Origin of the sequence: Neobacillus sp. SAB-20_R2A (genome assembly GCF_049568635.1) — a bacterium.
In the GTDB taxonomy this organism is placed as follows: Bacteria; Bacillota; Bacilli; order Bacillales; family Cytobacillaceae; genus Neobacillus; species Neobacillus citreus.
Map to the genome: position 1 here is coordinate 2,669,846 of NZ_CP145895.1, position 13,074 is coordinate 2,682,919.

15 protein-coding genes are annotated in these 13,074 nt (G+C 39.5%); 7 read left to right on the forward strand and 8 right to left on the reverse strand.

The window, feature by feature from the left end; all coding sequences use genetic code 11:
• Positions 1–71: 71 nt before the first annotated feature.
• Positions 72–1,556 (forward strand): pyruvate kinase, encoded by a 1,485-nt coding sequence (locus V5M37_RS13045; protein WP_423802305.1) that lies wholly within the window; start codon positions 72–74, stop codon positions 1,554–1,556.
• A gap of 33 nt (positions 1,557–1,589) precedes the next feature.
• On the opposite strand, the gene V5M37_RS13050 is transcribed toward V5M37_RS13045, so the two are convergent.
• The 3 genes from V5M37_RS13050 to V5M37_RS13060 all read right to left on the reverse strand — a co-directional run bounded on the left by V5M37_RS13050 (position 1,590) and on the right by V5M37_RS13060 (position 3,552).
• A complete protein-coding gene (locus tag V5M37_RS13050) occupies positions 1,590–2,927 on the reverse strand; it encodes a D-serine ammonia-lyase (protein ID WP_423802306.1) in 1,338 nt (445 codons plus the stop codon).
• A gap of 150 nt (positions 2,928–3,077) precedes the next feature.
• The gene (locus tag V5M37_RS13055; RefSeq protein ID WP_241113772.1) at positions 3,078–3,176 is read right to left on the reverse strand and encodes a YjcZ family sporulation protein; all 99 of its coding nucleotides are present in this window, start codon (positions 3,174–3,176) and stop codon (positions 3,078–3,080) included.
• 94 nt (positions 3,177–3,270) lie between these two features.
• Positions 3,271–3,552 carry a DUF2642 domain-containing protein gene (locus V5M37_RS13060; RefSeq protein WP_217036543.1) on the reverse strand — a complete coding sequence of 94 codons (282 nt, stop codon included), beginning with the start codon at positions 3,550–3,552 and terminating at the stop codon, positions 3,271–3,273.
• Between the two features lie 188 nt (positions 3,553–3,740).
• Between V5M37_RS13060 and V5M37_RS13065 the strand changes: the two genes are divergently transcribed.
• A complete protein-coding gene (locus V5M37_RS13065; protein ID WP_423802307.1) occupies positions 3,741–4,529 on the forward strand; it encodes a hypothetical protein in 789 nt (262 codons plus the stop codon).
• Positions 4,530–4,586: 57 nt separating this feature from the next.
• On the opposite strand, the gene V5M37_RS13070 is transcribed toward V5M37_RS13065, so the two are convergent.
• Complete coding sequence (locus V5M37_RS13070) at positions 4,587–4,766, reverse strand: hypothetical protein (protein ID WP_213141340.1); 180 nt, start codon at positions 4,764–4,766, stop codon at positions 4,587–4,589.
• 233 nt (positions 4,767–4,999) lie between these two features.
• Here V5M37_RS13070 and V5M37_RS13075 point away from each other — a divergent pair, with 233 nt between their 5' ends.
• Complete coding sequence (locus V5M37_RS13075) at positions 5,000–5,263, forward strand: metal-sensitive transcriptional regulator (RefSeq protein WP_423802308.1); 264 nt, start codon at positions 5,000–5,002, stop codon at positions 5,261–5,263.
• 156 nt (positions 5,264–5,419) lie between these two features.
• Entirely contained in the window at positions 5,420–6,202 is a 783-nt protein-coding gene (locus V5M37_RS13080) for a sulfite exporter TauE/SafE family protein (protein WP_423802309.1), read from the forward strand.
• Positions 6,203–6,213: 11 nt separating this feature from the next.
• Here the strand turns inward: V5M37_RS13080 and V5M37_RS13085 are convergent, their stop codons facing one another.
• Positions 6,214–6,546 (reverse strand): hypothetical protein, encoded by a 333-nt coding sequence (locus tag V5M37_RS13085; protein WP_423802310.1) that lies wholly within the window; start codon positions 6,544–6,546, stop codon positions 6,214–6,216.
• 76 nt (positions 6,547–6,622) lie between these two features.
• On the reverse strand, positions 6,623–7,780 hold the full coding sequence (locus V5M37_RS13090) for an MFS transporter (protein WP_423802311.1): 1,158 nt from the start codon (positions 7,778–7,780) through the stop codon (positions 6,623–6,625).
• A gap of 211 nt (positions 7,781–7,991) precedes the next feature.
• Between V5M37_RS13090 and V5M37_RS13095 the strand changes: the two genes are divergently transcribed.
• Together V5M37_RS13095 and V5M37_RS13100 are read left to right on the forward strand one after the other, a co-directional pair.
• Positions 7,992–8,759 (forward strand): ABC transporter ATP-binding protein, encoded by a 768-nt coding sequence (locus V5M37_RS13095; protein WP_423802312.1) that lies wholly within the window; start codon positions 7,992–7,994, stop codon positions 8,757–8,759.
• On the forward strand, positions 8,746–10,671 hold the full coding sequence (locus V5M37_RS13100; protein ID WP_423802313.1) for an FtsX-like permease family protein: 1,926 nt from the start codon (positions 8,746–8,748) through the stop codon (positions 10,669–10,671). The genes V5M37_RS13095 and V5M37_RS13100 overlap by 14 nt, the downstream gene beginning before the upstream one ends.
• Before the next feature lie 17 nt (positions 10,672–10,688).
• Here the strand turns inward: V5M37_RS13100 and V5M37_RS13105 are convergent, their stop codons facing one another.
• Positions 10,689–11,672: a sensor histidine kinase gene (locus V5M37_RS13105; RefSeq protein ID WP_423802314.1), complete on the reverse strand. Its 984-nt coding sequence runs from the start codon at positions 11,670–11,672 to the stop codon at positions 10,689–10,691.
• Positions 11,669–12,343, reverse strand: coding sequence for a response regulator transcription factor (locus tag V5M37_RS13110; RefSeq protein ID WP_423802315.1), 675 nt, complete (start codon positions 12,341–12,343; stop codon positions 11,669–11,671). Before V5M37_RS13110 ends, V5M37_RS13105 begins: the two co-directional genes overlap by 4 nt.
• Before the next feature lie 171 nt (positions 12,344–12,514).
• Here V5M37_RS13110 and V5M37_RS13115 point away from each other — a divergent pair, with 171 nt between their 5' ends.
• Entirely contained in the window at positions 12,515–13,033 is a 519-nt protein-coding gene (locus V5M37_RS13115) for a hypothetical protein (protein ID WP_423802316.1), read from the forward strand.
• The last annotated feature ends 41 nt before the right edge of the window (positions 13,034–13,074 follow it).

Sequence of the window (13,074 nt, forward strand, 5' to 3'; positions counted from 1 at the left end):
CGAATACGAGGGTAACCAATATAACATCCGATTACTCCTTAATTAAATATATCAATAAGGAGAGAATAAGAGTGGTTTCCATTAATTCTCCAGATTTCACCCAACAACTGTTGAGTATAGATTATCAGGTCAAACAGGAAAGCGAAAATGCCAGCAAAAATTTCCCAGTAACGAACTTCGTGGAAAGTCGGGATAACCTAATTGCCTATTTGTCTTTAAGGAAAAAATTAACCTCAGAAATCAGCGAACAATTAACAAACAAAGGATTGGCAGCACTTGACCGCTCGGCGCCCCATGTATTATATACATTAGAAAAAATATTAAAAAACTTGGATGCTCAGGTAATTCCATCGTCAAGCCTCCACGCTCCGACACCGGAAGCTGCAAGGCAAAACGTGCAACACCGCACCTACGGACTCTTTGGAAACACCAACCCTGGCCTGCAATCCTCCATCATGGTCACCTTGGATGCAAAGAGTATCCATGAGCCCGTCCTAATGGAGAGTTTACTATTAAATGGGATGAATGTTGCCAGAATCAATTGTGCCCACCATCATCCGGAGGTTTGGTTGCAAATTATCGGAGCATTGCGGAATGCGGAAAATAAACTGAGGGACGAAGGTAACTATCAAGGCCGGACATGCAAAATTTTCATGGATCTGGCTGGCCCAAAGGTGCGGATTGGTGACTTGCAATCCGCTAATATTTTTGTCAAAAAAGGCGATACATTAAGATTATATCTGGATCCCCAGCAAATTGGACATCAAGAAACAACAGATCAACCTGCTGGAGTTCCGGTGACGCTGGTGAAAGCATTTCGAAATGTCCGTGCCAAAGACCGAATTTTCATCGATGACGGAAAAATTATGGGAATTGTTCACCACGTAACAAAAGAGTACGTGGAAGTTGAAATCCTGTCACCGGCAATCGCCCCATACCAGGTCAAACCAGGGAAGGGGATAAATTTACCTGATTCACTACTTAGCTTAAATGTTCCCGCCTTAACTGAAAAAGATATTCAGGATTTAAGCTTTGTCACCAAACATGCCGACATTGCAGGTATTTCCTTCGTACATTCACCGCAGGATTTAAGAAAATTAAGGGTGGAATTGGATCGAAAAGCAGCAGGGGATTTGGCCGTTGTAGCGAAAATTGAAACCAAGGACGCCATTCATCAACTATCAAGAATCATCATCGAAGGGTTAAACTTTAATAAATTTGGGATTATGATTGCCCGAGGTGACTTGGCCGTAGAGGTTGGCCCCGAAAACCTGTCATTTGTTCAGGAAGAAATCCTCACGATCTGTTCTGCTGCTCATGTCCCTGTTATTTGGGCAACGGGTGTTTTAGAGAAACTGACGAAAAAGGGAATAGCGGCACGGTCGGAAATTACCGACGTGTCTCAGGCCAAGAGGGCGGATTGCGTCATGTTGAATAAAGGTCTTTTTATTAATGAAGCTTTAATTATGCTGGCAAAACTGTTAAAAGAAGAGTCGAATTTTCCAAGGAAAGATATAGCTTTTGGAAGTCATATTGCCCAATTTGGGGTACTTTAAAAAGGGCCGCAACCATATTCAGCGGCCCTGAACTTATGAATTAACACCTTTTTGATAATACTTCTCCATCATTTCCTTTGGCACCATACTTCCACCAGTCGCCCAAACAATGTGCGTACCTTGGCTCAACTTTTCAGATAACCCATGCCTGCTCAGATAATCCGAAGCCTCACCAGCCAGCCACACAGGACCAATCATCCCGGCTAATGCAGAGGGTTCTAAATAAATATTTTCCGAGTCTGCCAAATCCTTCAGCAGTTTATACAGCCTCACATCACTAACCGTATAAATTCCGCTTAAAAATGGCTCGATGATTTTCCCTACAAAGCCGGAAGGTCTGCCGACAGCAAGTCCATCTGCGTCGGTAAGATTATCTAGTCCAATATCCTGCACGGAAATTTGGTCATGAAGGCCTGTCATCATTCCCAGCAGCATACATGGGGAATGAGTGGGTTCGGCAAAGAAACAGTGAACATTATCTTTAAACAGTAGCTTTAGACCGTAAGCCACACCGCCTGGCCCTCCGCCAACACCGCATGGCAGGTATACAAATAATGGATGATTTTCATCTACAGCTATCTTTAATTCTTGTAATTGATTTTTTAACCGCAATGCAGCAGTGGCATAACCTAGAAATAAATCTTGGGAATTCTCATCATCAATAAAATGACAGGACGGGTCAGCCTCGGCCTGACGTCGGCCCTCCTCGACCGCTTTGCTGTAGTCCGATTCGTATTCAACCACTGTTACCCCTTTTGAACGCAGCAAATCTTTTTTCCACTGTTTGGCGTCCGCAGACATATGTACAGTAACGTTAAAACCTAGCTTTGCGCTCATAATACCAATGCTCAAACCGAGATTACCGGTGGAACCGACTGCAATCGAATATTGCGAGAAAAAACCACGAAATTGGTCACTGTCTAAAACCGAGTAATCGTCATCCATTGTTATAAGCCTTTGACTCAAAGCTAATTTTTCCGCATGTTTTAAAACCTCGTAAATGCCGCCTCTAGCCTTAATGGATCCTGAAATAGGAAGATGGCTGTCACATTTTAACCAAAGATCACCCGAAATTCGCTGCCCTAAATCTTGTTCCATTTTTTGTTGCATGCTTGGAATTTTTACTAACGGAGATTCGATTATGCCGCCTGTATTCTGAGTTTCTGGAAACACTTTTGCAATATAGGGAGCAAAGCGCTCCAGACGCTTTTCCGCATCGTCAACATCATTCCAAGTTAACGTACATTTTTCGATTCCCATCTGATATTTCTCAAGCTTGCCATTCGACCAGTATACTTCCTGATAGTTTGAAAGACGATTAAACAGCAACTGTTCTTGACTACCCATCCGATTATAAAACTCTTTCTCCATGTATATCACCCTGCCATCTATAACTTATCTTAATTATCTTTTATATTAGCAAAAAAGATATTAAAATATCAGCTTGAAAGAATGAAAAAGACGATCTATTTTTGCAAATAGATCGTCTTTTATGGTGGATTACCATATTAACGGTATTTATTAATAAAAGTAACCGCCCATAAAGCTTGCACCAACAATAATCAACAAAATAAACAGAACTACGATTAAAGCAAATCCTGCTCCGCCGCCGCCGCTCATACATATCACCTCCAACATTCTTTACTACAGGGTATGTCTGAAGGTTTTACGGCGTATAGACAAACATGTATTTTTAATGCGGATTTTTACATGATTAGTTGTGCTCGTGATCACGGCTTTCATGGGATTCCTCAAACTCAGGAGCGGCGCCCATAAAGCCAAATGGGCCTGTTGGCCGGATTTCTGCTCGGAACAGTGCTACGATTTCGAGAATTCTAATGATAATTCTGCGCCGTGCAGCCATTCTATTTTGCAGGACAATAATATCTGAACCGACTAAAAGAAGCCTTCCTTCAAAATTTCCTTGAGTTGTAACAACATTCACTTCTTCATTTACTAATTCATGGGCAAATTGATGAAATGTTTTATCGCTCATTCGTCTATTCATCTCCTCTCAGGTATAGTAAATGCAAAACATAGGAAAATGGGATTGTCTTTTGAAAAATTTTTAACGGGGGTGTTTGTAAATAGAAGTGGACCAAGAAAGCGTTTTGTAAGAATGGGAGTTTGTCCAACCAAATAGTTCACATCTGAATATGAATAACTATAAGGCAGGTGAGAAAAATGTATTTGGTCGGGTTTTATTCCCCGAAAGCAAAATCAGGTGTAACTGAACTGTCATTATCGATCTATAATTGGCTTAAGACAAACACAAATTTATCCGTCGCTTTTATATCATATGGGAGTCTAGAAAAGGAAGATTGTTCGAACGAATTGATCCATGAGTTCGCCAAACTGACATTAACGGAACAAAAGCGAAAAGTCAAAGCGATGAAGAAAAAACATGATATTATCATTTATGATGCATCCAGCAAGCTTTCTGAAGGGGTTTTAAAGCTGTTGCCGATTGTAGACCGGTTATTCGTCGTAGGGGAGGAACATAAGGATTTTGCAGTAAAACTACATCAAATCATCCAGTTTGATAAAATTTTTGATAAAAGTGTGAAGAATTTCATCACCCATTTAAGCGGCAATAAAACATTTATCCTACAGGAAAAAAAGGAAGACCGTGTCATCGGCTTTAATCATTCCAAAAAAGAAACAAATGAAATCGGGCAAATGATTTATACAGACTATGTAACCCACTATCTCCATGAAAAATTTATCGAAAAAAATGAAAAGATTCTGAGGAAAATAAGAAAATTACCAAAAGAAGACTTGTTTAATGGTTTATATGACATGGGCATTGACTTTGAAATAGCCCTGCTGTTTCAAAGGTATGTGATTTTGCGCGAGTTGTTAGGACAGGACTATTATGAAGCCCTCGAAGATCTGTTTCCTCTTTTAATTCATTCCCCCTTTGAAGAGATATTAGAAAAATTCCAAAAAGAAATGTACATTATCTCTAAATAAACGAAAAATTCATATGTAATAAAAACTATAATGAGCGGAGCTGTGAAGCTCCGCCTATTAGGAGACAGTATCGCTTTCAATATATGTTTCAAAAGCTGGATGATATTCTTTCTGATAATGCTGCTCTGGACAGGATTTTACGACAACTGAGCTTAATAAATTGGATTTATGCGTTTCCAACTCTTTATTGCATTTCGGACAATGTTCAACGAAAAGGTTTTTAAAAAAACGCATCACGCTTTAGTCCTCCTATCCCTTAATTCCTATAGTTATACTATGAATTATACATTATCTCCCTTAAATATCAATAGTTAACGTTTATTTTTATCATATGGGGTCATAAAAATTAGGTGAATATGGAAGAGTTAAATCATGGAGAGATGCAACTAATTTTAAGTAGGTTGACAATATACCTTTGCGGGTATAATATAAATCATGTCAATGCTTGTTTTTATTAGGAGGTAAGTGATTTGGACTATAATGATCAAATTAAAAATAGAGTCAAACGTATTGAAGGCCAGTTGCGCGGAATATTAAAAATGATGGAAGAAAACAAGGACTGCAAAGACGTTATTACCCAACTATCTGCTTCTAGAACTGCCATTGATCGTACAATTGGTGTTATTGTAAGCTCCAATTTGGTGGAGTGCGTAAAAAAGGCAGAAGAGCAAGGGAATAAAAACATGGAAGATCTGGTAAAAGAGGCCGTAAATCTACTCGTGAAAAGCCGGTAACAAGAGTGGAGGTGCCCTCTTTTATTTTTTTTCAAATAAATACCTATATGGGTATTTATGTTTGGTCAGACAAACATTTCTTGTGCAACTGGGCATCAACCTGTAATATTTATTATGGGAAGGGACTAAATTGTTCCTTACTTTTAGGGGGCAGTCATGGAAATTAGTTTTATCATTACAGTTTTTATTATCGGATTCGTAGGTGCATTTCTATCGGGTATGTTGGGAATAGGCGGAGCCATCATAAATTTTCCGATGCTTTTGTATATTCCTCCGGCGCTTGGTATCGGCCATTTTACAGCACACGAGGTTTCAGGAATAACGGCCATCCAGGTATTTTTTGCCACAATCGGGGGTGTTTTAGCCTACCGGAAGGGCGATTATTTAAATAAAATTCTTATTGCCTATATGGGGATCAGTATTTTGCTTGGTAGTTTTATTGGGGGATTCGTATCTTCGCAATTGCCCGAAAGCGGCATAAATATTGTATACGGTATTCTTGCTTTAATTGCTGTCATTATGATTTTTATCCCGAAAAAAGGGATTGATAATATTCCGCTCGATCAAGTCCAATTTAATAAATGGCTGGGGGCAATATTGGCATTTATCGTCGGGATTGGAGCCGGCATTGTGGGGGCGGGAGGTGCTTTCCTTTTGGTGCCAATCATGCTTGTTGTTTTAAAGATACCGACCCGGATGACCATCGCCTCATCATTGGCGATTACCCTTATTTCATCTATTGGTTCGATTACCGGTAAAATCACTACCGGTCACGTCGACCTTTTACCTGCGCTGATACTGGTTGTGGCCAGCTTACTGGCGGCGCCAATTGGTGCTAATGCAGGGAAGAGAATGAATACTAAAATTCTGCAAATGATAATGGGGATATTGATTTTGGCAGTGGCCATAAAGGTATGGATGGATATTTTATTAAAATAAGGACCGCTATTTTAGCGGTCCTTATTTCTATAATCATAATATTTTAATATCTCTGTCTTGGAGGTGGGCACTTCTTCGGTTATATTTCCATCCTCGTCTTTATAAACCTCATACTCCTGATAAGTTTCAAGAATATAACCATCCTTTTTTTCACGTTTCACCATTTTCTCTACCATCTCCGGCATATCCTCCGGCGGCTCTACGCTGGCTTGAACCGCATGGACCGGTTGATCAGCTGTATAGGACAATTTTTTGTTTATAAAAGAATATGGTGAATCCAGATAGGCACTTAAACCAATGGTAATTAGCAAACCGCAGACAATTAAGTAGGTTTTTATTTTCATGCGTTCCGAGCTCCTTTAATAAATGAATTCTCGTAACCCATTTTATGCTCGTCCGATGAACATATGCCTTTAGCTTTTAAATGTTTGCAGGTTTCACACGCGGCCTGAAAAATAAAAACATGAAAAATGCCAGGATGGTGATTATAGCGCCTGAAATATAAGGTAGACCAATCGCCAGCGAAAACAGCCAGCCTCCAAGCGGCGGTCCAATAATACGGCCCAACGAGTCAAAGGATGACAAAAGCCCAGTTGAACTTCCATGTCCTGCGGATGATGTCTTCGTCAGCAGTGAAGAAACACTTGGCCGGATTACGCCATTTCCTAATCCAAAAATGGTTAAATAGATTGCCGCTGTCGTAAAATTATCTACAAGTAGTATAAGCCCAAACCCAATGGCAGAAACAATCATTCCACCTTGAATAACGGCACTTTCTCCATATTTCTTTGTTAACCTGCCTACAAGTCCTCCTTGTACCAGCGCGCCGCCAAACCCCATAATCATGAAGATATAGCCCAGTTGTGTTGAATCAAGACCCGCTTTTTCAGCAGCAAAATAGGCAAAAGTGGCTTCCAAACCTGAAAGGGATAAGGAAATGAATAATTGTACGAAAAATAAGACGGAAACTTCACGGGTAAAGGCTTTCCAGATGGAGCTTTTTTCTTCAGAAGCCTGTCCTGTTACGTGTTTTGACTCCTTTAATAAAAGAAATACAAGTACAAGGGTGATGGCTGCGGATCCGCTAGCAAGGAAAAAAGGCATACTCAAGCTGATTTTAGAAAAAATACCGCCGACAGCCGGTCCAAAAACAAAGCCAAGGCCAACCGCAGCACCGATGATGCCCATTCCTTTTCCGCGGTTCTCTTCCGTTGTAATGTCAGCAACGTATGCCATTGCAGTAGGCATATTAGCGGATGAAAGTATTCCTCCTAAAATTCTGGCGACAAACAGCATCCAAAGCTCGGTTGAAATCGCTTGAATAAAGAATGAAAGGGCAAGACCAGTAATCCCTATCATCATGACCGGTTTTCGGCCAATTCGGTCAGATAGGCGCCCCCACATTGGTGCAAAGATCAGCTGCATCAAGGAATAGACTGCCATTAACAGCCCAAGTTCTGTAGGATTAGCCCCCATTTCCTCCGCATAAAATGGCAGGACCGGGATGATGATGCCAAACCCGACCATTACTAAAAACATGACAACAAATAGAATCGGTAAAGCAGTCTTTTTCTGCAAAGGATGTCAACTCCTTCAAATAAATCCAAATTCCACTAAATGAAACCCAATACTCATTATCACCTAGCATGCTAATATAATGCAACCATCATTTCCTGCTCTTCCTTACAAAAATGTAAGGTTCACTTCGATTTTCGTAAGGATTGATTATGGAAAAAAAGCCATTAATTTCCTATGATAAAACTAAGGATATTAGAAATGGGTGATATATATGGAATTAATATTAGAAGCAAAAGGGATAAACAAGGTGTTTGGCACAAAAAGGAACTCTTACACCGCTTTACACAATATAGATTTAACCATTACTAAGGGAGAATTCGTCGCAGTCATGGGGCCATCAGGTGCAGGGAAATCCACCCTGCTAAATGTTCTTTCAACCATTGAGAAGCCAACCTCCGGCCTCCTTCATTTCAACGGAAACAGCCTGACAAACATGAAGGAAGCAGAGCTCACTGATTTCAGAAGAGATCAAATGGGGTTTATTTTTCAGGATTATAACCTCCTGGATACTTTAACAGTGGAAGAGAATATTCTCCTTCCGCTGACCTTTAGTAAAACTCCGAAAATGGAAATGAAAAGATTAGTTCGAGAAGTGGTACGAAAGTTCGGGATTGAAGAAATTTTGGAAAAGTTCCCGTATGAAATTTCAGGAGGGCAGCAGCAAAGGACCGCTGTATGCCGAGCAATCATCGGCCAGCCAAAGATCCTATTTGCTGATGAGCCTACCGGCGCACTGGATTCAAAGTCAGCCTATTATTTGCTGGAAACTTTATCGGAACTACATAAGGAGCAGGAGGCAACCATCCTTATGGTTACCCACGACCCTTATGCCGCTAGCTTTTGTTCTCGTGTTGTGTTTATTAAAGATGGAACACTTTTCACCGAAATTCGAAAGGGTGAGCACTCGCGAAAGCAGCTTTTCGGGCAAATTTTAGATATTCTCTCCAGTATAGGAGGCGGGCAATATGACGCTCTCTAAACTTGCTAGAAAGAATATCATCCGAAACATCCACCAATACTTGCTCTATCTTTATTCGATCGTCTTTAGTACGGCCATATACTTTACATTTGTTTCGTTTCAATACAATCAGCAGCTTCTAGATAGCACGGTTACGCTTGGAAAACTGGAGTCAGCTTTTTTGGCAGCATCTATGATTCTCATGATTTTCTCGGGTGTTTTCATATGGTATTCAAATTCGTTTTTTACGAGGATGCGAAAAAAAGAAGTCGGTTTATACGCCTTATATGGAATGAGCAAGAAAAAAATAGGCCTGCTTCTTTTTTATGAAAATATGATTATCGGGGCTCTGGCTTTAGTTGTTGGTATTGGGGGCGGGATATTATTTTCGAAGTTGTTCATGATGATAATTTTTAAGTTAATGGGCTTTTCACTCGAAGTGTCTTTTACACTATCAAGCAAGGCACTGCTGCAGACAATTGTGGTGTTTCTTATCATATTATTGGTAACCTCCATCCATAGCTTCCGATTAATATATCGCTTTTCGCTTGCCGAGTTATTTAAAGCTGACCGTAAAGGAGAGAGGATGGCCAATGGCTCGATCGTCACAAGTTTATTAGCCATTGTTCTAATCGGAATTTCTTACGTGTTATTCTGGAATCCTGAATCTTTCGTGATTATTAATAATACGGGTTTAAGGCTTGCAGCTGCAGTAATTTTCTTGGTTGCAGGGTCGTACTTTTTTATTAATTCCTTGGTAACGTATTTGTTAAGGCTAATACAGAGAGTGCACTCGGTTTATTTGACAGGGAAGAACTTACTTGGGGTCACCAATTTATTATACCGTCTTAAAGGAAATGTCCTTATTTTGACTGTGATTTCCCTATTAACCAGTGTGACACTTTGCGCTTGCGGGACCATTCTGGGATTTTATTATCAGATTGAAAAGTTAACAAAAGAGCAAAATCCATATAGCTATATGTTTAATATGAAGGATGAGCAAGTAAACAAGGAAATAGAGAATTTGATTCAAAGAGATTCATCTGGAAAGCTAAGCTATCAATACAATCTCGAGTATCTTCCTATTCAGCCGGATTTGTCCGATATGGAAAGGGTTCCTGATTTCTTTCAGACGATGTTGATTTCTGAAAAAAACTACCAGGAATTAATGGAGAAGAGAGGGAAAAACGAATCCCTCCAAGTAAAGAGTAATGAGGCAGCAGCCTTCTTTGATGGAAACTTAGACGCAAAATCTGATCCGTACACAGGAAAAGAACTGGTGCTTCCAAGTGGTGAAAAATTAACGATTACCGCATATGAGGCGTATTCATTTGTTAATCAGGGGGAAATGCTTTTCCCACTCGTCATCAGCGATTCTCAATATGAAATATTAAAAAAGGGAACCTCACAACAGTATCTGCACATCTTTAAAATTGCTAATGAAAAATCTTTGAAAAATTTAGATGCGAAAATCAACAAGATTGTTAAACCGATGGAGTTTAATGACAATAACCCAATCTTTTCGAGCTATTACGGAAAATATCATTACGGTCTTGAAACCTATGGCCTATTAATCTTTATTGGAGGATTTCTTGGTCTAGTGTTTATCGCTGCCACCGGAAGCATTATCTATTTCAAACAGTTGATGGAAGCCACATCTGATAAAGCCCGTTATCAGATTCTTGGAAAAATCGGCATTCCGGAAAAGGAAATAAAAAAGACGGTTGCACGACAAGTGGGCTTTGTGTTTTTTCTGCCATTGCTCCCCGCCATCAGCCATAGTGCAATGATTACCTATTTGATATCAGACTTTTTACAGATATCATTGCAGGTCCCCTTTACGATGTTTCTTGGTGCGTATCTCATTATTTATTTGATTTACTATCTAATGACTATGGCCGGATATTATCGGTTAATAAAAACAAGCTCATGATGGATGAGCTTGTTTTTTTATAGCTTATGGAAGTTATTTGTTGCTTCAGGAAAATGTAGGGTGGCTTTTGTCCCAATACCCGAGGTGGATTCCAATGATAAGTTATGGCCCAGTTTTTCAGCCGTTTTCATTGAGAGGTACAACCCCATACCAGTTGACCGATGATGGCCTCTGCCGTTTTTTCCGGTGAACCCTTTTTCAAAAACACGGGGGAGATCTTCAGCGGAAATCCCGATTCCGGAATCGAGGATGATTAGCTTCTTGGACTTTGGCTTTGTGATTATCGTAATCTTCCCGTTTTCCTTCGTGTATTTTAATGCGTTAGACAGGATTTGGCGGACAATGTAGGACAGGCCTTTTTTATCACTTAAAACAGTCATTGGTGAAATCTGTAAATCTAGTTTCATCATTCTTCCAATGAAGGCTTTTGATTCATCAATAACAATTTCCTTTATCAGCTTTTCCAAATCAATCTCTTGAATCAGATAGTCCTTGTTAAAATCGTGCAGGCGTGAAAAGTGAAGGGCTTGCTCCACATAGCTTTCGATTTTATCAATTTCTTCCCGCATGCTTGGTGAATCGATTTCTGTTTCCAAAAGGAGACGTGCAACGGCAATAGGGGTCTTGATTTCGTGAAACCATTCCGTCATAAATTCGAGCTGTTCTTTAGAAGCCTCATTACGCTCATGAATTTGTATTTCATAGCTTGTTTCTAATACTTTTAAATTTTGATAGTATTCCTGCTGTTCGTATGTAATTAAGGCAGGTGGATTTTCTAATGTGGAGGACTTCCAGCTTTGGAGTTGAGAATTTTTCCTAAAATAAGTACCGATAAAATAAATGTTATAAAGGATTACAGCCAGCAATACTAAGTAAATAAGACTGCCAAAGGAGACCTTTAAGCTAGGCTCCACACTGATTAGAATGGAAACAACGGCAAGTATGAAATAGAATGTAATTAGCTGCCATTTTTCATCTAAAACGTAATATCTGAATTTCATGGAATCATATATCCTTGCCGTTTTTTCGTTTCGATAAAATCGATGAGACCCAAATCTTCCAATTTTCTGCGCAGACGTGCGATATTGACGGTTAGCGTGTTATCATCTATAAAATTTTCACTTTCCCATAAGGCTTGCATGATTTCATCGCGAGTTACAATGGTTTCCTTCTTTTTCAATAATAAATAAAGAATCTGAAACTCATTTTTGGTTAGGTCTATATCGCTGTTATGGTAAGAAATATTCCCCTTATTTAGATTAAGAATTAAGCCCCTATGCTCGATAACTTCTTTTTCCTCTTGCTGATAGGTGTAAGTCCTTCGCAAAATAGCATTCATCTTGGCTGTCAGCACCTCTAATGAGAAGGGCTTCTGGATAAAATCATCGCCCCCCATATTCATGGCCATGACGATATCCATATTTTGATTTCGAGAGGAGATGAAGATGATGGGCACATTGGACAGCTGTCTGATTTTGCTGCACCAATAAAAACCATCATAGATTGGTAAATTGATATCCAGCAGAACAAGATGGGGCTTAACTTCGATAAACTGTTCATCCAGGTTCTCAAAATTTGTTATCTTACTAGGTTCAAACCTCCATTTCAATAGGTGTTCAGAAATAATATCGCATATTTTTGGATCATCCTCTACAATCATAATCTTAAACAAGATATTCCGCCCCTTCCATATGATTCTATTATACAAGGGAAAGGATGGATTTGGAAAAAATTATCTTATTGATAGGAAAAAAGTCATATTTTTAGATTCATAATATTAAAAAAATTTGGTATGATTACTGTGCGCAAATGCTTATATTATAAAATATGGGGATGAGGGACCATGCAAAAAAAGTGGGAAAAACAGATTGATTCTAATAATAAATACGGTGGAGCATTTATATTAGGTGATAGGAACATTGAAATTCCTGAAGCAGCAGTGGTTTCAGTCACAAGGGGAGAACATTTCAACATACCGCGCCTAATAATCAATGGCTTTTTAAACCAGATGATCATGAAGGCGATGAGCAAGAACGACAATTTGCTGTATGCGGAATTGAGAGGGCAATTAGAAGGCGGAATCGGCCAGACATTGACTGTCTGGAAAGCAGGCAAAGAAATGAATTCCTTCCGAACTGGAGGTATGCATAACTTTGCTAGGAAGTTTTTTAGCTGGGTGTTTTACAGTGGAAAGGTTCAATCCTACTTTTTAACATGGAAAGCAAACGGACAAATCCCGACTTATGAAGAAGCGGCAGAAATCGTAACCACCTATGGCCGGCATTTTGATGGCGGTAAGCTAGTGAGAAAGGCCCAGCAGCCGAAGGATTTAGACCATAAAAACCAAGCTGATTTATGCTAGCTGTTTATTAGCTAAATGATAGATTATTTTTAGCAGTTGTT

Coding starts and splice junctions, on each gene's coding strand:
- V5M37_RS13050 (WP_423802306.1), bottom strand. CDS start 2,927: ATGGAGAAAGAGTTTTATAATCGGATGGGTAGTCAAGAACAGTTGCTG.
- V5M37_RS13055 (WP_241113772.1), bottom strand. CDS start 3,176: ATGAGCGGCGGCGGCGGAGCAGGATTTGCTTTAATCGTAGTTCTGTTT.
- V5M37_RS13060 (WP_217036543.1), bottom strand. CDS start 3,552: ATGAGCGATAAAACATTTCATCAATTTGCCCATGAATTAGTAAATGAA.
- V5M37_RS13065 (WP_423802307.1), top strand. CDS start 3,741: ATGTATTTGGTCGGGTTTTATTCCCCGAAAGCAAAATCAGGTGTAACT.
- V5M37_RS13080 (WP_423802309.1), top strand. CDS start 5,420: ATGGAAATTAGTTTTATCATTACAGTTTTTATTATCGGATTCGTAGGT.
- V5M37_RS13085 (WP_423802310.1), bottom strand. CDS start 6,546: ATGAAAATAAAAACCTACTTAATTGTCTGCGGTTTGCTAATTACCATT.
- V5M37_RS13095 (WP_423802312.1), top strand. CDS start 7,992: ATGGAATTAATATTAGAAGCAAAAGGGATAAACAAGGTGTTTGGCACA.
- V5M37_RS13100 (WP_423802313.1), top strand. CDS start 8,746: ATGACGCTCTCTAAACTTGCTAGAAAGAATATCATCCGAAACATCCAC.
- V5M37_RS13105 (WP_423802314.1), bottom strand. CDS start 11,672: ATGAAATTCAGATATTACGTTTTAGATGAAAAATGGCAGCTAATTACA.
- V5M37_RS13115 (WP_423802316.1), top strand. CDS start 12,515: ATGCAAAAAAAGTGGGAAAAACAGATTGATTCTAATAATAAATACGGT.